This is a genomic window from Enterobacter sp. 200527-13 (genome assembly GCF_027924865.1).
Taxonomy (GTDB): domain Bacteria; phylum Pseudomonadota; class Gammaproteobacteria; order Enterobacterales; family Enterobacteriaceae; genus Enterobacter; species Enterobacter ludwigii.
On sequence record NZ_BSCM01000001.1, the window covers coordinates 1,318,723 to 1,339,795 of the forward strand.

At 50.9% G+C, this 21,073-nt stretch carries 22 protein-coding genes and 3 pseudogenes; 14 read left to right on the forward strand and 11 right to left on the reverse strand.

Annotated features, from left to right (window positions below; all coding sequences use genetic code 11):
- Nucleotides 1-124 precede the first annotated feature (124 nt).
- A complete protein-coding gene (locus QMG44_RS06275; RefSeq protein ID WP_014169881.1) occupies nt 125-418 on the reverse strand; it encodes a DUF1161 domain-containing protein in 294 nt (97 codons plus the stop codon).
- A gap of 173 nt (nt 419-591) precedes the next feature.
- Entirely contained in the window at nt 592-1,290 is a 699-nt protein-coding gene (gene catA / locus QMG44_RS06280; protein WP_044857833.1) for a type A chloramphenicol O-acetyltransferase, read from the reverse strand.
- Between the two features lie 386 nt (nt 1,291-1,676).
- Between catA and QMG44_RS06285 the strand changes: the two genes are divergently transcribed.
- Nucleotides 1,677-2,423 carry a YnfC family lipoprotein gene (locus QMG44_RS06285; RefSeq protein ID WP_032670404.1) on the forward strand — a complete coding sequence of 249 codons (747 nt, stop codon included), beginning with the start codon at nt 1,677-1,679 and terminating at the stop codon, nt 2,421-2,423.
- 16 nt (nt 2,424-2,439) lie between these two features.
- Here the strand turns inward: QMG44_RS06285 and speG are convergent, their stop codons facing one another.
- Nucleotides 2,440-3,000 carry a spermidine N1-acetyltransferase gene (gene speG / locus QMG44_RS06290; RefSeq protein WP_020884265.1) on the reverse strand — a complete coding sequence of 187 codons (561 nt, stop codon included), beginning with the start codon at nt 2,998-3,000 and terminating at the stop codon, nt 2,440-2,442.
- A complete protein-coding gene (locus QMG44_RS06295) occupies nt 3,000-3,338 on the reverse strand; it encodes a DUF1283 family protein (RefSeq protein WP_020884264.1) in 339 nt (112 codons plus the stop codon). Before QMG44_RS06295 ends, speG begins: the two co-directional genes overlap by 1 nt.
- A 152-nt stretch (nt 3,339-3,490) precedes the next feature.
- On the opposite strand from QMG44_RS06295, the gene QMG44_RS06300 reads away from it, so the two are divergent.
- From QMG44_RS06300 to QMG44_RS06320, 5 genes are all read left to right on the forward strand, one after another.
- Nucleotides 3,491-3,817, forward strand: coding sequence for a YnfA family protein (locus QMG44_RS06300; RefSeq protein ID WP_025204305.1), 327 nt, complete (start codon nt 3,491-3,493; stop codon nt 3,815-3,817).
- A 113-nt stretch (nt 3,818-3,930) separates the two neighbouring features.
- Nucleotides 3,931-5,145: a starvation-sensing protein RspA gene (rspA, locus tag QMG44_RS06305; protein WP_020884262.1), complete on the forward strand. Its 1,215-nt coding sequence runs from the start codon at nt 3,931-3,933 to the stop codon at nt 5,143-5,145.
- 14 nt (nt 5,146-5,159) lie between these two features.
- Nucleotides 5,160-6,179, forward strand: a complete 1,020-nt coding sequence (locus QMG44_RS06310) for a Zn-dependent oxidoreductase (RefSeq protein ID WP_025204304.1) — start codon at nt 5,160-5,162, stop codon at nt 6,177-6,179.
- Nucleotides 6,180-6,252: 73 nt separating this feature from the next.
- Nucleotides 6,253-7,632, forward strand: a complete 1,380-nt coding sequence (locus QMG44_RS06315) for an MFS transporter (protein ID WP_014169890.1) — start codon at nt 6,253-6,255, stop codon at nt 7,630-7,632.
- Between the two features lie 220 nt (nt 7,633-7,852).
- Nucleotides 7,853-9,316, forward strand: coding sequence for a mannitol dehydrogenase family protein (locus QMG44_RS06320; RefSeq protein ID WP_086532598.1), 1,464 nt, complete (start codon nt 7,853-7,855; stop codon nt 9,314-9,316).
- Nucleotides 9,317-9,359: 43 nt separating this feature from the next.
- Here QMG44_RS06320 and ydfZ read toward each other — a convergent pair whose 3' ends face one another.
- Nucleotides 9,360-9,563, reverse strand: coding sequence for a putative selenium delivery protein YdfZ (ydfZ, locus tag QMG44_RS06325; RefSeq protein ID WP_013096785.1), 204 nt, complete (start codon nt 9,561-9,563; stop codon nt 9,360-9,362).
- A 289-nt stretch (nt 9,564-9,852) separates the two neighbouring features.
- On the opposite strand from ydfZ, the gene QMG44_RS06330 reads away from it, so the two are divergent.
- Nucleotides 9,853-10,284 carry a universal stress protein gene (locus QMG44_RS06330; protein WP_014169892.1) on the forward strand — a complete coding sequence of 144 codons (432 nt, stop codon included), beginning with the start codon at nt 9,853-9,855 and terminating at the stop codon, nt 10,282-10,284.
- Nucleotides 10,285-10,319: 35 nt separating this feature from the next.
- Here QMG44_RS06330 and QMG44_RS06335 read toward each other — a convergent pair whose 3' ends face one another.
- Together QMG44_RS06335 and ydfG are read right to left on the reverse strand one after the other, a co-directional pair.
- Nucleotides 10,320-11,006 (reverse strand): GntR family transcriptional regulator, encoded by a 687-nt coding sequence (locus tag QMG44_RS06335; RefSeq protein ID WP_014169893.1) that lies wholly within the window; start codon nt 11,004-11,006, stop codon nt 10,320-10,322.
- A gap of 91 nt (nt 11,007-11,097) precedes the next feature.
- On the reverse strand, nt 11,098-11,844 hold the full coding sequence (ydfG, locus tag QMG44_RS06340) for a bifunctional NADP-dependent 3-hydroxy acid dehydrogenase/3-hydroxypropionate dehydrogenase YdfG (protein WP_281853007.1): 747 nt from the start codon (nt 11,842-11,844) through the stop codon (nt 11,098-11,100).
- A 142-nt stretch (nt 11,845-11,986) separates the two neighbouring features.
- On the opposite strand from ydfG, the gene dcp reads away from it, so the two are divergent.
- The 3 genes and pseudogenes from dcp (at nt 11,987) to QMG44_RS06355 (ending at nt 15,224) form a co-directional block, all read left to right on the forward strand.
- Nucleotides 11,987-14,020, forward strand: a complete 2,034-nt coding sequence (gene dcp, locus QMG44_RS06345) for a peptidyl-dipeptidase Dcp (RefSeq protein WP_232937344.1) — start codon at nt 11,987-11,989, stop codon at nt 14,018-14,020.
- A 72-nt stretch (nt 14,021-14,092) separates the two neighbouring features.
- Nucleotides 14,093-14,382: pseudogene (locus QMG44_RS06350) on the forward strand (DUF4113 domain-containing protein); the annotation flags it as partial.
- Nucleotides 14,383-14,546: 164 nt separating this feature from the next.
- The gene (locus QMG44_RS06355; protein ID WP_086532932.1) at nt 14,547-15,224 is read left to right on the forward strand and encodes a DUF1963 domain-containing protein; all 678 of its coding nucleotides are present in this window, start codon (nt 14,547-14,549) and stop codon (nt 15,222-15,224) included.
- 76 nt (nt 15,225-15,300) lie between these two features.
- Here QMG44_RS06355 and QMG44_RS06360 read toward each other — a convergent pair whose 3' ends face one another.
- Nucleotides 15,301-15,807, reverse strand: coding sequence for an ATP-binding protein (locus QMG44_RS06360; RefSeq protein ID WP_086532582.1), 507 nt, complete (start codon nt 15,805-15,807; stop codon nt 15,301-15,303).
- Between the two features lie 288 nt (nt 15,808-16,095).
- Nucleotides 16,096-16,998, reverse strand: a complete 903-nt coding sequence (locus QMG44_RS06365; protein ID WP_040017377.1) for a LysR family transcriptional regulator — start codon at nt 16,996-16,998, stop codon at nt 16,096-16,098.
- Between the two features lie 136 nt (nt 16,999-17,134).
- Between QMG44_RS06365 and QMG44_RS06370 the strand changes: the two genes are divergently transcribed.
- Both QMG44_RS06370 and QMG44_RS06375 read left to right on the forward strand, forming a co-directional pair.
- Nucleotides 17,135-17,881: an SDR family oxidoreductase gene (locus QMG44_RS06370; protein WP_040017378.1), complete on the forward strand. Its 747-nt coding sequence runs from the start codon at nt 17,135-17,137 to the stop codon at nt 17,879-17,881.
- Nucleotides 17,882-17,960: 79 nt separating this feature from the next.
- Nucleotides 17,961-18,635, forward strand: coding sequence for a glutathione S-transferase family protein (locus QMG44_RS06375; RefSeq protein WP_086532580.1), 675 nt, complete (start codon nt 17,961-17,963; stop codon nt 18,633-18,635).
- A gap of 282 nt (nt 18,636-18,917) precedes the next feature.
- Here the strand turns inward: QMG44_RS06375 and QMG44_RS06380 are convergent, their stop codons facing one another.
- Nucleotides 18,918-19,664 carry an SDR family oxidoreductase gene (locus QMG44_RS06380; RefSeq protein WP_086532579.1) on the reverse strand — a complete coding sequence of 249 codons (747 nt, stop codon included), beginning with the start codon at nt 19,662-19,664 and terminating at the stop codon, nt 18,918-18,920.
- Nucleotides 19,665-19,836: 172 nt separating this feature from the next.
- Nucleotides 19,837-20,000, reverse strand: a pseudogene (locus QMG44_RS06385) (LysR family transcriptional regulator); the annotation flags it as partial.
- A gap of 232 nt (nt 20,001-20,232) precedes the next feature.
- Between QMG44_RS06385 and QMG44_RS06390 the strand changes: the two are divergent.
- Together QMG44_RS06390 and QMG44_RS06395 are read left to right on the forward strand one after the other, a co-directional pair.
- The gene (locus tag QMG44_RS06390; RefSeq protein WP_086532578.1) at nt 20,233-20,685 is read left to right on the forward strand and encodes a cyclophilin-like fold protein; all 453 of its coding nucleotides are present in this window, start codon (nt 20,233-20,235) and stop codon (nt 20,683-20,685) included.
- 37 nt (nt 20,686-20,722) lie between these two features.
- Nucleotides 20,723-20,917 (forward strand): annotated as a pseudogene (locus QMG44_RS06395) (M3 family metallopeptidase); the annotation flags it as partial.
- Nucleotides 20,918-21,073: the final 156 nt, after the last annotated feature.

A 21,073-nucleotide genomic window follows, 5' to 3' on the forward strand; every position in this document is an offset into this window, starting at 1 on the left:
TGCGTATTATTTTCGCCCGTGATTACAACCGGGCTAATGATGGGGTGAATGTTACTTATTTGGAGGTATTAAATATTAATCCTCATCAAGTCAAAGGGAATTGGCCGCGAGAAAGTGATTAAAATCACTGAGGTTCGCCCTGACCATTATCCTGCATCCCTGATGCGGCACCGCTACCGGTGCGGGTATAGAGAATTTTAAAGGTATCGTTCGCACAATGACCGACTACCTGTGCATCCGGCTGGTCAGCCTGATCGTTTGGCACAATATTCAACGTAAAGCCGGACTCGGGCACGCCGTTATTGATGATTTTCTGCTGAATATCGCTTTTTACGCGCTCGCAGGAATCCGGGGCAGCCAGAGCCGCTGTAGAAGCGCTCATTAACAGCAGGGCGGTAATCCAGGGTAACCGTTTCATCTGTAGCTCCTTTTCTCTGTGTGTCGGTTAAGCTTAGCAGGGTTCGTGTAAGCTTTTGTTATTGGGGATAACTTTCTGAACAATCTTATACAGGTTTCCTGCGCTCATTTTCCCCAATTTCAATTTCCATCAACACGTCCTGCGGGCGGTTATACCCGCCCGGCATCGCGACGCTAAGCGCGTTGCGTTTTGCTCTGCACCTGTCGTTCGCCGGAGTGATGCCGTAAGTCATCACACATCGCCTGTAGCTCATTGAACAATCTTGCCACATGGAAACCATCGCACACGGAATGATGGACCTGCACGGCGAGGGGCAACAATACTTTTCCACCCTGGTTGACGTATTTCCCCATCGTGAACATGGGGGCAAAAAAGTTCTGCATATTGGCTACGTTGATATTAAAACTGGTAAAACTTGACCAGGGGATCGCCGACACGAAAAATACATTTTCCCGTGACTCTTCCTTCGGCCAATAAGAAAGGCTATTACCATAGCGAGCAACATCTTCCGAATAAACGTTCTGGAAATGATCAATATTGCCATCGAAGTGACTCCATAAAGAAGAAAAGGTCTCCGTTTCATTATGGAAAATGGTATAGCTTGGATGAATTTCATTCCATATGACAAGTTCATTGTTCTTCATGGCCATACGGAATTCCGAATGGTTGTTGACGATTTTAGAAAGGAGGGAAATCATCGTCGGATAAAATTTCCAGCCCAGTTCTTTTATATCCTTGAGCAATGCGGTGATGTCTATTTGAACAGTTTGATTAAATGTAGATTGAGCAAAGGACTGAAATACCTCGAAATGTTCTTTTCTGGCCCAACGTGATAAGTCAACAGGCGTATATTCAGGGATTGTTTTTTTCATTTTTTAACCTTTGATGAGCAATCAAAAATCAGCGTTTTGCCTACGTTTTTTCATGAATAAAGAAAGCATAGAGATTCCAGGCGGTTTTGGACGCGAACGCATTTGTGAGGGTAGCGCATCCTTATAGAGGAAGAAAGGGGATGGTAAACATTTAATATATCAAAGAAAAAAGTTAGATGGCGCAATCTGCCGGCGTTTTCATGTTGTTAATATGTCACAGAATATCCGTCATGTGCTCAAAGCAGGTGTGTTTCCTGTTCAACAGCGGGCACAGCGCCTTCTCGTTCTGGCGAGGTTTTGCAGTGGGTAAGAGAGATTAATGCATTGATTGTACGTCTCTTTTCGCCTGACATTTTGCTATCGTGTGAACAACGGTATTTGCTAATATGATCGGGAATACTCTCCCTGATTCGGTAAATGATGTGAAGAACTACGCAGCGATAACGCTACTGGCAGCAACACTGGTGGGGTGCGACAACCCTTCCGCGCCGCTGTCGTTTACGCCCGAGATGGCGAGCTTCTCCAATGAATTTGATTTTGACCCTCTGCGCGGCCCGGTAAAAGACTTTACCCAGACACTGTTCAACGACAAAGGTGAAGTCTCCAAACGGGTAACCGGTACGATGTCGACGGAAGGGTGTTTCGATACCCTCGAACTGCACGACCTCGAGGCCAATACCGGCGTGGCGCTGGTACTGGATGCTAATTACTACCTTGATGCGGAAACCCAGCAGCGAAAAGTGAAACTGCAGGGGAAATGCCAGCTGGCCGAATTGCCGTCGGCGGGCGTAACGTGGGATACCGACGATAACGGGTTTGTGGTGGCGGCGCACGGCAAAGAGATGGAAGTGAAGTACCGCTATGATGCGGATGGCTATCCGCTGGGGAAAACCACCGTCTCCGGGGACCAGCATTTATCCGTCCAGTCGACGCCGTCTAAAGATCTTCGCAAAAGAATGGATTACTCCGCCGTGAGCATGCTGAATGACAAGCCGCTGGGCAACGTCAATCAAAGCTGTGATTACGATCGACATAATAATCCGGTGAGTTGCGATCTGACGATCACGGACAACAGCGTGAAGCCCGCCGTTGAGCGCAAGTACACCATTAAGAACAGTATTGAATACTACTGAGAAAAAGCCGCGCAGGTTACTGCGCGGTGGGTTTCAGCAGGCTGGCGCCTGACGGTTTGTGTCCGGCCAGGTGCTGATGCTGGAAGATGCACATGCGAATGGTGTTGCGGTATTCACCGTTGATAAAGAACTCGTGAACCAGTTCGCCTTCCACCATAAAGCCCAGCTTGCGGTAGATATGGATCGCTTTCTCGTTCTCTTTATCCACGATGAGATAAAGCTTGTAGAGATTGAGGACGTTGAATCCGTAATCCATCGCCAGCTTCGCCGCCCGCGTGGCAAGACCTTTCCCCTGATGCTCAGGTGAAATGATAATCTGGAATTCTGCCCGACGATGAACGTGGTTGATCTCAACCAGTTCCACCAGACCGGCTTTTTCACCTTCACACTCCACGACAAAACGGCGTTCGCTCTGATCGTGAATGTGCTTATCGTAGAGATCCGACAGCTCAACAAACGCCTCGTAAGGCTCTTCAAACCAGTAGCGCATCACGCTGGCGTTATTGTCGAGCTGGTGGACGAAGCGCAGGTCTTCACGCTCCAGCGGGCGGAGCTTAACGTCACACTGCACTGACATTATGGCGCTACCGTGCGGCCAGTACGACGATCCAGGCAGCGCAGGGTATTTGGCTCCCAGTAGGCGTTAACGTTGGCACTTTGCTGACACTTATCGCGCGCGTCGAAAGCGACATCTTCTTTGTCCCACTCTTTTTCAACACGTTTGTTCACCTTCTGGCGAAGGCTACGGGTGTCATTCCATTGTTCTTTGTCCATGGCGGCGTTCTGACGGCTTTGCGCGCTGTCGCCAGACTCAATAATGAGTTTGCTGGTTTCAGCGGTGGCAGAGGCGGCAAAGGCGAACGATGACAGCGCCAGCAGGGCTGTCAGACAAAGGCGTTTGCTTAATGTAGTCATAGCGTTTCCTTTTAAATGGGCGCAGATAATTAAGTTATCCCGTTCAGATTCTACACCAAAGAGAAATAACGGCATACCCGCGGCACGGGTATGGAAAAGTAAACGATATCATCAGGTATGATGTCTAAATAAATCATCACATGACCGTAAATATGCTCAAAACCACTCTGCTTTTTTTTGCCACTGCGCTGTGTGAAATCATCGGCTGCTTCCTTCCGTGGCTCTGGCTGAAGAAGGGGGCAACCGTATTCCTGCTGATCCCGGCGGGCATTGCGCTGGCCCTGTTTGTCTGGCTGTTGACGCTGCACCCGGCGGCCAGCGGGCGCGTCTACGCCGCTTATGGCGGGGTTTATGTCTGTACCGCGCTGCTGTGGTTACGCGTGGTGGATGGTGTGAAGCTCAGCGCCTATGACTGGGCCGGGGCGCTGGTTGCGCTGTGCGGCATGTTGATTATTGTTGCCGGATGGGGGCGCGCCTGAGCGCCCGATTTTTTTGTGACCGTTCGCTGATTTTATGATCATTATACTTGTATGGTAGTAGTGCAGAGGAGTAAGTTTCCAGCATCACAATGAGCGATGTAAGGAAATGGATTATGAAGATTGTCGGGGCTGAAGTCTTTGTTACCTGCCCGGGGCGTAACTTTGTCACCCTTAAAATTACCACCGACGAGGGCATCGTCGGCCTGGGTGATGCCACCCTCAACGGACGTGAACTTTCGGTGGCCTCTTATCTGAAAGATCACCTTTGCCCGCAGTTGATCGGCCGTGATGCGCACCGTATTGAGGATATCTGGCAGTTCTTCTATAAAGGCGCCTACTGGCGTCGTGGCCCGGTCACCATGTCGGCCATTTCCGCCGTGGATATGGCACTGTGGGATATCAAAGCCAAAGCGGCCAATATGCCGCTCTACCAGCTGCTGGGCGGCGCATCCCGGGAAGGGGTGATGGTCTATTGTCATACCACCGGACACTCCATTGATGACGTGCTGGAAGATTACGCCCGGCATAAAGAGATGGGCTTTAAGGCGATCCGCGTTCAGTGCGGCGTGCCGGGTATGAAAACCACCTATGGCATGTCGAAAGGAAAAGGGCTGGCCTACGAGCCCGCCACTAAAGGTGACTGGCCGGAAGAGCAGCTCTGGTCCACCGAAAAATACCTCGATTTCACACCGAAGCTGTTCGATGCAGTGCGCAGTAAATTTGGCTTTAATGAGCATCTTTTGCACGACATGCACCACCGTTTGACCCCGATTGAGGCAGCGCGATTTGGTAAGAGCATTGAAGCATTCCGTATGTTCTGGATGGAAGATCCTACGCCTGCGGAAAACCAGGCCTGCTTCCGTCTGATCCGTCAGCACACGGTCACGCCGATTGCGGTTGGAGAGGTGTTTAACAGCATCTGGGACTGCAAGCAGCTTATTGAAGAGCAGCTTATCGACTATATCCGCACCACCATTACCCACGCGGGCGGCATCACCGGCATGCGGCGCATCGCGGACTTCGCCTCGCTTTATCAGGTGCGTACCGGCTCACATGGACCGTCGGATCTGTCGCCTGTTTGCCACGCCGCCGCGCTGCATTTTGACCTGTGGGTGCCAAACTTTGGTGTACAGGAATATATGGGTTACTCCGAACAAATGCTGGAGGTCTTCCCGCACAGCTGGCGCTTTGATAATGGCTATATGCATCCGGGCGACAAACCCGGGCTGGGTATTGAATTTGACGAAAAACTGGCGGCGAAATACCCGTACGATCCTGCCTATCTTCCGGTTGCCCGTCTCGAAGATGGCACGTTGTGGAACTGGTAAACGAGGAGCGAACGATGAAAAGCGTAGTGATTCAACAACCCAATGCACTGGTGATTGAAGATCGTCCACTCCCGGAACCCGCGGCAGGTGAAGTGCGCGTCAACGTCAAACTGGCCGGTATTTGCGGTTCAGACAGCCATATTTACCGCGGGCATAATCCGTTTGCGCGATACCCGCGCGTGATTGGCCATGAATTTTTTGGTGAGATTGATGCCGTTGGTGAGGGTGTTGACCCGGCCCGCGTGGGCGAACGCGTCTCGGTTGACCCGGTGATCAGCTGCGGACACTGCTATCCGTGCTCCGTGGGCAAACCCAATGTCTGTACCTCTCTGGTGGTGCTGGGCGTTCATCGCGACGGAGGCTTTAGTGAGTATGCCGTCGTACCGGCAAAAAATGCCTGGGTTGTTCCGGATGCTATTCCTGATAAACACGCGGTAATGATCGAGCCGTTCACGATTGCCGCTAACGTGACGGGCCACGCACAACCCACCGGGCAGGATATCGCCCTGATCTATGGCGCAGGTCCCATGGGGCTTGTCACCGTCCAGGCGCTGAAAGGTGTCTATAAGGTGAAGCAGGTTATCGTTGTCGATCGGATCAATGAACGGCTGGCGATGGCGCAACGCAGCGGCGCGGACTGGGTGTTCAACAACGCAGAGCTGTCGTTACAGGCGGCGCTGGAAGAAAAAGGGATCAAACCGACGCTTATTATTGACGCAGCCTGTCATCCGACAATTTTACAGGAAGCCATCACCATTGCCTCTCCGGCGGCACGCATCGTGCTGATGGGTTTTTCCAGCGACCCAAGCCAGATTGTTCAGCAGGGGATCACCGGAAAAGAGCTGGCGATATTCTCATCACGGCTGAATGCCAACAAATTCCCCGTCGTCATCGACTGGCTGGAAAAGGGGCTGATCGACCCGGACAAACTGATCACCCACACTTTTGACTATCACCACGTAACAGACGCCATCGAACGGTTTGAAAAAGATCAGCGGCAGTGCTGCAAAGTCTTACTCACGTTCGGGCAATAATAATTCACGCGGTTAAGAGCCTGCGCAGACAGGCTCTGAGTGGTACGCATCTTACCTTGCAGAGATAGCCATTATGACGCAAACACAACCACAAAGAACGACTTCAGATCTGGTGAAAGCCGCCGTTTCCGGCTGGCTGGGTACCGCACTGGAGTTTATGGATTTCCAGCTCTATTCGCTGGGGGCCGCACTGGTATTCCATGAGATCTTCTTCCCGGAACAATCGGCCGCAATGGCGCTGATTCTGGCGATGGGGACGTACGGCGCAGGCTATATCGCGCGCATTGTCGGCGCCTTTATCTTCGGGCGAATGGGCGACAGCATTGGCCGTAAAAAGGTGCTGTTTATCACCATTACTATGATGGGGATCTGCACGACCCTGATCGGGGTCTTGCCGACCTACGCGCAGATTGGGATTTTCGCGCCCGTCCTGTTAGTGACGCTGCGTATCATCCAGGGGCTGGGAGCAGGGGCTGAAATCTCCGGCGCCGGAACCATGCTGGCGGAGTACGCCCCTAAAGGGAAACGCGGCATTATCTCCTCACTGGTGGCGATGGGCACCAACTGCGGGACGCTAAGTGCAACGGCTATCTGGGCAATTATGTTCTTCGCCCTCGACCGCGAACAGTTGGTTGCCTGGGGCTGGCGTGTACCGTTTCTTGCAAGCGTGGTGGTAATGATCTTCGCCATCTGGCTGCGAATGAACCTCAAGGAGAGCCCGGTATTTGAAAAAGTGAACGAGGCTGAGACAACCGCACCGGTGACAAAACATGATTTATCATTTGCAGCGATGGTGAAGAGTAAGTCCTTCTGGCTGGCAACCGGGCTGCGTTTTGGTCAGGCGGGGAATTCGGGACTGATCCAGACGTTTCTTGCCGGGTATCTGGTTCAGACGCTGCTGTTCGATAAAGCGATCCCCACCGATGCGCTGATGATAAGCTCAATTCTCGGGTTTATCTCTATCCCGCTGTTGGGCTGGCTCTCCGATAAAGTGGGGCGTCGTCTGCCGTACATTCTGCTCAATATCTCCGCCATTATTCTGGCGTACCCGATGCTGTCGATTATCGTTGATAAGAGCTATGCGCCGGGTGTGATCATGCTTTCCATCATCGTTATCCATAATTTCGCCGTACTGGGACTGTTCGCCCTGGAAAACATCACGATGGCGGAGATGTTTGGCTCGCGTAACCGCTTTACCCGGATGGCTATCTCAAAAGAGGCGGGCGGGCTGGTGGCGGTAGGCTTTGGGCCAGTGCTCGCCGGGATCTTCTGCAATATGACCGGTTCCTGGTGGCCAATTGTCGCCATGATGATCGCCTACTCCGTGATTGGGCTGATCGCCGCCATCTGCATGCCAGAGGTCTGCGATCGTGATTTGAGCGTGGCGGAAGATGCGGCGGAGGGGCCGGCACGTGATTCCGTTGGCTATGGGGCGGTTTCATCGCGGCGGTAATGGTTTATATCTTTAGTGACCTGTCACACAACTTTATGTTCATGTCACACCACATGCGTAAAAGTTAATATAAATCAAAATCTCAAACTGCAGGATCAGTATGGTTAATGGCAGTTCTTTTTTACCCCGACTGCCATTCTAGTTGGTGTAGTCAGCAGGCGCTGCTGCTCATTTAGAGCGGCAGCGAATCCCAGCGTACATAACTTAACGAGTCTTAATCATGGAAAACCGGTTATTACAGGCGAAATCGACGCTTCCTCAGTACGATCGCGAACGCCTCAAGGCACGCATTGTTCATTTAGGGTTTGGCGCATTTCACCGTGCGCACCAGGCGGTGTATGCCGACATTCTCGCCGCGGAACACAACAGCGACTGGGGTTACTGTGAGGTAAACCTGATTGGCGGTGAACAGCAGATTGCCGATTTGAACGCACAGGATCATCTCTACACCGTGGCGGAAATGTCTGCCGATGCGTGGACATCGCGGGTGGTGGGCGTGGTCAGGAACGCACTGCATGCACAGGTTGACGGGCTGGAACGCGTGCTAGCCGCACTGTGTGAGCCGCAGGTGGCGATTGTCTCGCTCACCATTACTGAAAAGGGATATTGCCACTCGCCGGCGACCGGGAAACTGATGCTCGATCACCCGTTAATCGCCGCCGACCTGCAAAACCCGCATCAGCCGAAATCTGCGCCGGGTGTGGTGGTGGAAGCACTCGCGCGACGCAAAGCTGCCGGGCTGCCCGCGTTTAGCGTCATGTCCTGTGACAATATGCCGGAGAACGGTCACGTCATGCGTAATGTGACCTGCGCTTATGCCCGCGCGGTTGACGGCGAGCTGGCAGACTGGATTGAATCCAGCGTCACATTCCCGTCCACCATGGTGGATCGCATTGTTCCCGCGGTTACACCGGAGACGCTGGATAAAATTGAACAGCTGACCGGCGTTCGTGACCCGGCAGGCGTGGCGTGCGAACCGTTCCGTCAGTGGGTGATTGAGGACAACTTTGTTGCAGGCCGTCCGCAGTGGGAAAAGGCCGGGGCGGAGCTGGTTTCAGACGTCATTCCGTTTGAAGAGATGAAGCTGCGCATGCTTAACGGCAGTCACTCTTTCCTCGCGTATCTTGGCTATCTGGCGGGGTACCCGCACATCAACGACTGCATGGAAGACGAACACTACCGTACTGCCGCCCATGCGCTGATGCTGAACGAGCAGGCGCCGACCTTAAAAGTGAAAGGCGTTGATTTAGGCCACTATGCAGACCTGTTGATTGCCCGCTACAGCAACCCGGCGTTACGTCACCGTACCTGGCAAATCGCAATGGACGGCAGCCAGAAGCTCCCGCAGCGTATGCTCGATTCCGTGCGCTGGCATCTGGTGCATCAAAACAGCTTCCCGCTGCTGGCATTAGGCATTGCAGGCTGGATGCGGTATGTCGGTGGTGTCGATGAGCAGGGCAACGCTATCGACGTGAGCGACCCGCAGCTGGCGGTCATTCAGGCGGCGGTGAAGGGAAGTGCTGAGGGCGAAGACCGGGTGAAGGCGCTGCTGGGCATTGAGGCCATTTTTGGCAAAGAACTCCCGCATGAAACCGTCTTTGTGGATGCGGTAATGCGTGCTTACCAGACGTTAGTGCAAAAAGGTGCAAAAGCCACGGTCGCAGAGTACGCGGCGAACGGCTAAGTCATCACATGCCGCCGCGTGCGGCGGCATGATGTCGCATGAATCAGTGCATACCCAGGCGAATCAGTTCAATCGGTTCGAACTTACCTTCGCAACCTTCCACTTCTACCGTTTTGCTGCGACGCACCTGCGCGGCATCCAGCCCTTCGCTGTGGATCGCTTTAATCACGCCGGTGTGTCCTGTGCCATTGATCATTACACGGCTGCCGGTGGTAATTGCGTTACGGTTACGGTCGTATGTCATCATGGTATTTTCTCCTCTCTCACTTATCCGTTACGGCGCTATTTCAGGTTTCACCGTTCACGGGGCACTATAAATACGCCTGTCTGCATCTCATTTTTTTGTTTTTGATCAAACTCACACTTTTTTCTCAATATTGGTGCGTGCTGACGGTTCACGACAGCAATTTACAAAGCCCACATTTATTTTCCTTTGTTGATAGTTTCTGCAGGCAAGCGTTTAGGGTTTGTTTATATTCCGGCTGTCATTCTTGAAGCAGGGAATACCCCTTTCACAGGAATAAGGAGTCAGGCTTATGTATAAGAAGATTTTAATGCCTGTTGATGTATTTGAAATGGAATTGAGCGACAAAGCGGTTCGCCACGCGGCCAACCTTGCAAAGGCGGAAGGTGCGTCGATTACGCTGGTGAACATTCTCCCCAACAGCAGCCGCTCGTTGCTGCGCGGATTCAACGCCGATATCAAAAAGTTTGAAGCGTTTATGACCGCTGAATCCGGGAAGAAAATGAACGAGCTGAAAAGGCTGTTTGATCTCCCCGGGGAGAATATCCACAGCCTGGTCTGCTTTGGCAACGTGCGTGATGAAATTATCAAACTGAGCAAAGAAGGGGAATATGACGTGATCGTCATCGGGTCGAAAAACCCGAGCATCAGCACCCATCTGCTCGGTTCAAATGCGGAATCAATCCTGCGCTATGCGAGTATTCCGGTGCTGGTGGTTCGCTAATCTCTTCGCCGCAACCGAAACGGGGGCGGCGTATTTTACTCTTCGCTAAACCAGTCGCTGTTTTCCTGACGAATTAACTGTACGGATTCGCTGATTTCCTGCAGGTGCAGCGTCATCGCTTTTTCTACACCGTCCTGATCGCGTTTTTCCAGCGCACTGAAAATATCATGATGCTGTCGGAGCAACATTTCCGGTGGTGAGACGTGGTCGAGGCTCATATAGCGCACGCGGTCGATGGTGGCTTTGATGTTTTCAATCGTGTCCCAGGCCAACTGACAGTCCGCAATTTGCGCCAGCTTCTGGTGAAACTCGTCATCAAGCTGGAAGAAGTCGTTGAGCTGTTTGCGGTCAATCGCAATACGCTGCTGATGCAGGTTTTGCTCCAGCAGGTAGCACTGGTTGTCATCAATCAAGGATGCGGCCCGGCGCGCCACCGCGCACTCAATGGCCTGACGGACAAAACACCCGTTACGCACCTGGGAGAGCGAGATTTTGTTCACATAGCTGCCACGCTGCGGGCGGATCTGAATCAGACCGTTTTCTGCAAGCTTGATAAACGCCTCACGCACGGGCTGGCGGGACACGTCAAACCGCACGGACACCTCTTTTTCAGAGAGCGGCGTTCCGGGTGGGATCAGGCAATGGACAATATCACGTCGCAAAATGCGATAGATTTGCTGGTTTACGGGCTGGGTAGGATTGAGTTGCGATTCAGCGGCCATGAGTTGTCATTTCTCAGAGAGTTAGCCTGAACATACTACCATTCTTTTATGGCCTGAAACAGACCCGGCCCGCAGGCCGGGAAGGGCAATGTTAGCCACGATGGACGCTAAGTCCGCCAAAACTCTGGCTGACTGGCATCATTTCTACCGTGTTAATGTTGACGTGTTTTGGCAGCGTTGCCACCCACCAGACCGCTTCGGTGACATCTTCCTGCGTCAGGGCGTTCGCATTCTCGTAGGTTTTGTCTGCTTTCGCGTCATCACCTTTAAACCGAACGTTGGAAAATTCGGTTCCGCCTACCAGGCCCGGCTCAATATCGGTCACGCGAATGGCGGTGCCGTGCAGATCGGTACGCAGGTTAAGGCTGAACTGACGCACGAAGGCTTTGGTCGCGCCATAAACATTACCGCCCGCATAAGGCCAGCTTCCTGCGGTCGAACCGATGTTAATAATGTGGCCGCGATTGCGCTCAACCATGCCTGGCAGCACGGCGCGGGTCATGTACACCAGCCCTTTGTTGTTCGTGTCGATCATGTTTTCCCAGTCTTCGACGCTGGCTTTGTGGGCAGGCTCCATACCGAGCGCCAGACCGGCATTGTTGACCAGCAGGTCAATGGCACGCCATTCGGCCGGCAGGTTAGCAATCATCTCTTCGATGGCGGCACGGTTACGGACATCAAGCTGCGCGGTCAGGATGCTGTCACCCAGCTCATCTTTCAGCTCCTGCAGACGCTCCTGACGACGACCCGTCGCAATCACCTTATGCCCGTTGGCGACGAAGCGACGCGTGATGCTTTCACCAAAACCTGCCGTTGCCCCGGTAACTAAAATAATCATCTCACTGTTCCTCAACGCTTTTTGTGTTGTACTAACATAGCACGGCCGCGAAGGATGCGTTAAGGCAACATTTGTATGACGGCATTGCAGGCAGTGGCGGCCTGGCCTACTCTGGGAAGATAACCGTACTCAGGAGTGAAAGATGTCGGCCACTAATCCCTTTTTTGAAAGCAGCCTGTTGCCTTATCAGGCACCCCGATTCGACGAAATCAACGACGGCCACTACCGCCCGGCATTCGATGAAGCGATACGCCAGAAGCGAGCCGAAATTGACGCGATTGTCGCGCAAACGGCCGCCCCCGATTTCAACAATACCGTGCTGGCACTCGAAAAAAGCGGTGCCATGCTCTCGCGTGTCAGCAGCGTTTTCTTCGCCATGACCTCTGCGCACACCAATGATGACTTACAGGCGCTTGAGGAGCAGATCTCTACCGAGCTTGCTGCGCTGGCGAACGATATCTGGCTTAACGACACGCTGTTCTCTCGCGTGGAGAGCGTCTGGCAGGATTGTGCTGCGCTGGACGCCGAATCCCGTCGGCTGGCAGAAGAGACGTACCAGCACTTTGTGCTGGCCGGTGCGCGGCTGAATGATGCAGAAAAAGCGGAGCTGAAAGCGCTGAATACCGAGGCGGCGACCCTCACCAGCCAGTTTAATCAGCGTCTGCTGGCCGCCACCAAAGCCGGTGGGCTGGTCGTGGATTATGCTCATCAGCTTGATGGACTCAGTCCTGACGAGATTGCGACGGCCGCCCATGCCGCCGCGGAGAAAGGGCTGAACGAACGCTGGTTGATTCCGCTGCTGAATACCACTCAACAACCCGCACTTTCTGCGCTGCGTGACCGTCAGACGCGCGAAAATTTGTTTAACGCGGGCTGGACGCGTACCCAGAAAGGGGATGAAAACGATACCCGGACACTGATCCTGCGTCTCACCGCGTTGCGTGCGCGTCAGGCAAAATTGTTGGGGTTTGAGGACTACGCAAGCTGGAGTATCGCCGATCAAATGGCGAAAACACCTGCCGCCGCGTTGGCTTTTATGCGCGGAATTGTGCCCGCCGCACGCACCCGAGCGATGCTTGAGCAAGCTGATATCCAAAAAGTGATTGATGACGAGCAGGGCGGGTTCACCGTGCAGGCGTGGGACTGGGCCTTTTATGCCGAGCGCGTGCGCCAGGCGAAATATGCCCTCGACGAGTCGCAAATCAAGCCGTACTTTGCGCTCAACACGGTGTTGCAGGATGGCGTATTCTGGGCTGCAAGCCAGCTGTTTGGCCTCCGCTTTGTCGAGCGTTTCGATATTCCGATTTACCATCCTGATGTCCGTGTGTGGGAAATTTTCGACCACACCGGTGAAGGGATGGCGCTGTTCTACGGTGATTTCTTTGCCCGCGAATCGAAAGCCGGTGGGGCGTGGATGGGGAATTTCGTCGAGCAATCGTATGAGTTTGCCTCGCGCCCGGTTATCTACAATGTCTGCAACTATCAAAAACCGGCTAACGGTCAGACGGCGCTGATCTCCTGGGACGATGTGGTCACCCTGTTCCACGAATTTGGTCATACGCTGCACGGTCTGTTTGCCAGCCAGCGCTACGCCTCCCTCTCCGGCACCAATACGCCGCGTGATTTTGTCGAGTTCCCATCGCAAATCAACGAGCACTGGGCGAGCCATCCGCAGGTGTTTGCCCACTATGCCCGCCACTATCAGACCGGAGAGCCGATGCCGGAGGCGCTGCGCGATAAAATGCTTAACGCGACGCAGTTTAATAAAGGTTATGACATGACCGAGCTGCTTAGCGCTGCGCTGCTGGATATGAACTGGCACGGCATCAGCGAACCCGTGGACGATGTTGACGCTTTTGAAGCGTCAGCACTGCACAAAGAGGGGCTGGATCTGCCCGCCGTTCCACCGCGCTATCGCAGCAGCTACTTCGCCCATATCTTCGGCGGCGGCTATGCGGCAGGGTATTACGCTTACCTGTGGACGCAAATGCTGGCAGACGATGGCTATCAGTGGTTTGTCGAGCAGGGCGGCTTAACCCGCGAAAACGGGCAAAAATTCCGCGAGGCGATTTTATCTCGCGGCAATAGTAGTGATTTAGCTGAACTTTACCACCAGTGGCGTGGGCACGATCCGAGGATTGAACCGATGCTGGAGAATCGTGGATTGAGTGCTTAAGGGCTTTTTTAGTATGGGAACAGAACCGGGCGTGATGCCCGGTTTTTTCTTCCCCAAAATCATTAACGCCGCATAAAGTGCCTGGATAAAATCTGGAAGGATGGCCATCGTTACCAGAACGCCGGAATCATGTTGGGTGACTTCTTCAGCCAGGGGTTGGCCCAGCTCAACCTTTTCGATGAGAACGCACCGTATGCTGGCAGCGAAAAGTTGATTGAGGTGCTCGATCACCTGAATGCGAAAGAGGGAAAGGCACGCTTTACTTTGCAGGACAGGGCATACAGCAGTATTGGCAGATGAAACGTGAAATGCTGTCGCCGAGATATACGACCAGATATTCAGATTTGTTAAGGGTCCGGTGATTTTCCCAATTTCCAGGGCCGTTATGTGCCAGAAGCGGACCTCCGTTACTATTCTGAAGAGGAAGCACAGGAATATTTAGGTCTGTTGGGTAATAATTACGATATATAATAAAAACTTCTCTATTTCAGAATCCAAAAGTATGGGCATACGCAAGGATGCAATTATGAAATCCAAGAGTGCGTTAGTTTTAGAAGAACTCAGATCCAAATTACGTACTGCATCTGTGGCACAAGTCGGTGGTTTCCGCCCTACAGCAGACCCAATTACATCCTGGTTTTTAAAAGGAGTCGCTCTTCCAGGTGAAGGGTTGCCAGTTTGGAAGGGGCAGCCGATGTTTCCGCTTCTCCAGATTCGCGTAGATGAGCTTCCCGTGATTCCTGAACAACTGAAGGGGATCGCGCTCTTAGTGCTTTATCATAATATGGAAAGCCATCCATTTGATAAACCTCATGGCGAGGGGTGGCTAATACGAGAATACGCCACCCTTGATAGGCTTGAGTTATTGCCTGCAATTAACACTCCATATCGAGCATTTCCGGTTCGGTGGGTGAGTGTCAATGATGATGCTCCGGGATGGGAGGATGCTTGGGATATTATCGACTTGTCTGACGTAAACGATGATGAGGATGCAAGTGATAGATTCTATGATGGTTTTAACCGGTACAGGGGAACCAAGGTTGGAGGATACCCAATGGAGATACAACATGGTGTGGGGATTCAAGATTTTGTCTTTCAAGTGGGGTCAGAAGAAAAAGTAAACTGGATGTGGGCGGACAATGGTATCGGCTACTTTCACAAATCCCCAGAGGGACTTTGGACGTTTTCATGTCAGTTTTACTAGAAACTCAACGTCCTCTCATCGCTCACAGCGGACCTTGCGGCTCTTATGCCGGTCCGCTTTGTGCAGAAAGGTAAATTCAGCTGTATTCAATAATATCAAACCCTTCATCAGCCGTTGGCTCTGCGAAAAAGTGCGTTATGGTTTCAAATTGTTGATCTGAGGCTATAAATTTATGCATTCCTTCTGCATTACGGGCGCGCAAGCGGGATTTACATACTTCATCAGTAACTTTCAGGTAATGCAGCCTGTTACTGGCACCTGACTCCTTAATGATGCTCATCATCCATTCACGATTGGTTTGTGTGTTTGCCGGAAAGTCCAGAACTACGGATAAACCCGCTTTGAGTAGCGACACCAGGTGAGGCTTCATAGCGTTTCTGAGTCTTGAGGAATACTGCACATAATCAGCTATGGATTGCATTTCATTGGCAAAGAGGGCAGCCAGCCAATAATCTTCACTGACAATTATGGTGCCAGGTAATGCACCTAACTTTGCTGACAATGTGGATTTGCCTGATGCAATTTTCCCACATAACAAGTGCAAAGTGGGTTTTTCTGACGTTGTTACTGAAGCGATATCCATTATTTACCTCACTGGATTGTTACCGGTAAGGCCCGCCTTACCGGCGGGAAAATGGCGAAAGTTATCCCACCTGAGTCAGACAGGTGATAATAATCATTGAATGGAATAGGACAGAGTGTGTTTTCATTGTCATTCAAGTTAACAGGGCCTGAATGCAAAATCAGCAATTTTTTCCCTTATACATTGAATGTCCAATCCAGTGAGTTTGGCCGCTCTGTGCCAAGAGCGGAAGTTATTTACACCTTGCTATGCAATTTACGGCCAGCCGGTCAGTTCGTCATCTCAGTTTCATTTCAATGGGTTGTAAACTTTGAAGCCGGGATTTTTTTCAAAAATCTCAGCAACAAAATCCATGAACACAATCGCGCGTTTTGGTAAAAGTCGATTTGCAACATAAACAGCCTGAATGGGAACGGGAGATGCAGTGTAATCCGCAAGTAATAATTGTAAGTTGCCATTTGCCAGTCCCTCCTCGAACAACCATTCTGGGCCCTGTGCGATCCCAACCCCAGCATTGACAAATTTCTGCACTGCTTCAGGTGAATTGACCCTGAGCCGGCCAGAAACAGGCACATCCATATCCCGAAATCTCCAGGTAGCGCCCGTTGATAACAGGGTATAGATCAAACAATCATGTTTTTTTAAATCCTCCGGGGTGTCAGGAATCCCATGTTCAGCCAAGTACTTGTGACTGGCAACACAGACTCGCTCATACATGCCAAGTCTGCGGGCACGCATTGCACTGTCCTCAAGGTGACCAATGCGGATTGCCAGCTCAGCGCCTTCATCAACGAGATTGATATAGCGGTCATTAATCTGTAGATCGAGTGTTAGCTCAGGGTAGCGTTCTAAAAAATCGGGTATGCGTGGAATCAAAAATGTGTGAGCCAGTGCAGTGGGACAAGCAACGCGCAGTAACCCTGTGGGCGTCACATTTTCTCTGAAAGAAGACTCTGACTCTTCGACCGCTTCCAGAATACGCCTTGCTTCCAGATAATAACGTTCTCCTTCAGGAGTCAGGGAAAGCTTGCGGGTTGATCGGTGGAGTAATCTGGTCTGCAAATGCTCTTCGAGGGTTGCAACATGACGACTCACGTTCGGTTGCCCTAAGCCTAAATCCCTGCCTGCTGCAGAAAAGCTGCCTGTCTCCGCAGTGCGGACAAAGCATGTCATCAAAAGTAATCTGTCCATCCTAAACCTATTTATGCTTTTAACGCATGGAACATATTCATAAATACAATCTTATCACCCTTAAAGCATGAGTATAGAGTGGCGATCAAATCGGTCATTTGCCGATCAGCTGTTAAAACTCACGGGAGATATGTTCATGTCCAGATTACAAGGTAAACGCGCACTCATCACGGGTGGAACAAGTGGTATTGGTCTTGCAACCGCGAAGCTGTTTGTCGCAGAAGGTGCACGCGTAATGGTTACTGGTATTAACCCTGATTCTGTCGCAAAGGCGAAACTCGAGCTGGGTAAAGATGTGGTCGTCGTGAGCGCGGATTCTGCAGATGTGAATGCACAGAAAGCGCTGGCTCAGACGGTTCAGGAACATTTTGGTGAGCTGGATATTGCTTTCCTGAATGCGGGTATATCAATGTATATGCCAATTGAGGCATGGACAGAAGAAATGTTCGACCGCATTTATGATATCAACGTTAAAGGTCCTTATTTCCTGATGCAGGCGCTGTTGCCAGTGTTCGCAAGCTCTGCATCAGTGGTCTTTAATACATCTATAAATGCGCACACGGGCCCGGTGAACTCTTCAGTTTATGGCTCCACCAAAGCCGCATTACTCAACATGTCGAAAACACTGTCTAACGAGTTACTTTCTCGCGGGATCCGTATCAACGCGGTGAGCCCAGGCCCGGTTGACACGCCGCTTTACGATAAGGCGGGGATCCCCGTGGAATATCATGATCAAGTGATGAAAGATATCGTTGCAACCATCCCTGCCGGTCGTTTTGGTAAGCCTCAGGAAGTCGCGCAAGCGGTGCTTTACTTTGCCTCCGATGCGTCTGCCTGGACCGTGGGTTCAGAAATCATCATCGACGGCGGCGTTTCAATCTAAGCCACCAAAATAAGATTTACAATTCATCAAGCCCGCCACCTTTTATGGCGGCGGGCTATTATTTTATCTGGAGGTTGAGATGTCTATCCATGACCTGACACTGATTAGCCACCCATTGTGTCCCTTTGTGCAGCGTTCAGCGATCGTTCTTCTCGAAAAAAATGTGCCATTTGACCGTGTAAATGTAGATCTGTCGGCGAAGCCTGACTGGTTTCTTGCTCTGTCACCCACCGGCAAGGTACCGCTACTTAAAGTGCATCATGCAGAGGGCGAAGATGCCATTATTTTTGAGAGCATGGTGATCTGCGAGTATCTTAATGAAACGCAAGATGGTGATTCGCTGTATGCTGACGATGCATTAGAAAGGGCTAGACAGCGAGCATGGATCGAGTTCTCTACATTAATGCTTGGAAATGCCTGGCAATTTTTAAATGCGACTGATCAGGCCATGGCAGACAGCAAACGCGCTGTGCTCCGTGAGCAACTTGAATATATTGAATCTGAATTGAATTCAGGGCCTTATTTCTCGGGTTCCAAATTCAGTATGGTTGATGCGATCTACGCTCCTGTTTTCCGTTACTTCTCCATCATTGATGCATCAGTATCTGAGGCGATTTTTGAGGGACTTCCGCGGATTTCCGCATGGAAAACTGCACTTGCGAAAAGGGAAAGCGTAAATGCCGCTGTATCACCAGATTATGCAGAACTTTTCCAAAATCATCTTCGTCAGCATTCTGCAATTCTCGCTGCCTGAAGATATTTTTTGAGAAACCGTGACCTGCTCTTCTCCCTGTTGATTATCAGATGCCAATGATAGTCCCAGCTCCCGGTTGTTACGACAAATGCGAACTTCCGCTTTTCGCTCACAACAGACCTTCAGCCTAGCCATCTTGTCCGCTTTGTGCCAGAAGCGGACATTTCTCGCTGTTAGGTGCAGGAAAAATCGTGTTTTAGGCTTAGAATAAGGCATGTGGGTATGCCGAATCTGAAAGCCTAAATCCTGATAGTTTTTCTCCAGTTGCCGCCACTAAACTAATTACATTTCCTGAGCCGTTGGTCTGAAAATAATTTCACTCACACCAACATCTTCTGGTTCATTAATTGCGAAGGCTACCATGCGTGCAAAGGTTTCTGCTGGCACGCCAACATTTTCAACGTAATCCTGGTTTGCAGCCTTAACATCTTTATCCGTTATATGCTCCAGCAGTTCTGTTTTAACAGCACCGGGGGAGACTAACGTGACGCGAATGTTATGTGCCGCCATTTCCTGGCGCAAACCATCGGTTAATGCACGAACAGCAAATTTTGTCGCCGAATAGACAGCAGAACTCTGGAAGACAAGGTGTGCAGCAACAGATGCGGTGTTAATGATATGACCTGTTTTTTGTGATTTCATATAAGGCAGCACCGCAGCAATCCCGTGTAGAACCCCGCGCAGATTGACATCAATCATCTGATTCCATTCATCGACATTTCCCTGCTCAAGTCGGGAAAGAGGCATCAGGCCGGCATTATTGATAAGAACATCTACACGACCGAATTTGTTGACCGCAGTCTCAATGAGGTTGTTTACGTCATCAAGTTTCGTCACATCGGTTGCGACGGCGATGGCTTCTTTATTCTGCTTTTGGAGCTCATTCGCAATGGCCTCAATGCGGTCTATTCTCCGCGCTGCCATCACAACCTTTGCTCCTTTTTCAGCAAGATAACGTGCAGCCGCTTCACCCATACCGCTTGATGCGCCCGTGATTACAATTACTTTGCCTATGATGTTATCTGTCATTTTTACTCTTCCTGAATAGGAGATGGGCTGTTGTCACCACTATCAGACTGAGATCAGGTTCAATCTCTTCAGACTTCAGTGACACATTCCTGAACAGGGATAATCTTAGCAGTAGAGCATTAATTCGATAATGCGTATAAACTTATATTGATTATGAGTACAGCTCATTAATTGGAGATACGTTACGGGTAGTTCGTATGAGCAGGCTGATCTGCAGCCGATATTCCCACGCCGATATTGTCTGGCTGAGAGCCGGTTGCGCGCCCCTGGTTGAGCCTCCGCACGGGTTAAACTCCCTTCGCGGGTGACGGTAATGAAATAAAGGAGGTCATTCAGGTTTTATCAGTGAAATACTCACAAAACATAACTATAGCTTATAAGCCCATTAAGCAATCATTAGCTAGTCAGCATACATCTATCGTGTAGAATTTCCAGTAAGAGAGGAGTCCGGAGAAAAGCATACGGATCTGAACCCATTTGATAAATTGACTTCTTTTTAAACGCTTATCTAAAATAATCATTGATGCTGCACCTGAAAGATGCAGCACATTTGCGGGAGAGAATCTGGATGAAAAAAATATTATTCCTGTTATTTATTATCATCACGATCTTTTTATTCCCGGCTCGTGCCAGTAATTCTTTACAGCCAGACAAGGAAGAAGCTGTGACCATTAAAATGACTATCAATCAGCAAACTTTTTACGTTGAACTTAAGAATAATCCAGCCGCAAAGGCATTTATTGAACAGTTTCCCCTGACTCTAACGATGGAGGAACTTAACGGGAACGAGAAATTTGCTGATCTGCCCCGTCCCTTACCGACCCACCAGGTCAAACCTGGAACCATTAATCAGGGCGATCTCATGTTATATGGCCATCGTACCCTGGTACTTTTTTATGAGACCTTTCAGACAAACTACGGATACACACCCGTTGGCAGAATAATAGCGCCAGAAAATCTTGGTAAAATTGCAGATGAAAAAGAAGTAATAGCAAGGTTTACCACAGATAAAAAAGGTTGATCTGTATTATCAAACACTGAATCTGGATTACCTATAGACGCAAATGCTGGCAGACGATGGCTATCAGTGGCTTGTCGAGCAGGGTGGTTTGACCCGCGAAAACGGACAGACATTCCGCGAGGTGATTCTGTCGCGCGGCAATAGTAGTGATTGAGCTAAACTTTACCGGAACTGGCGCGGCCACGATCCGAGGATTGAACCGATGCTGGAGAATCGCGGGTTGAGTGCGTAGCGCTGATTCAGATCAGCCACAAAACCGGGCGTGAGGCCCGGTTTTTGTTTGATTATGTCTTCCCCACAATTTTTATTAATTATGCCGTGTAAAAGGTATAAAAATTGCTGATGCCGTATGAAACATTTTAATAATGGCCGAATGTGATGCAATTCG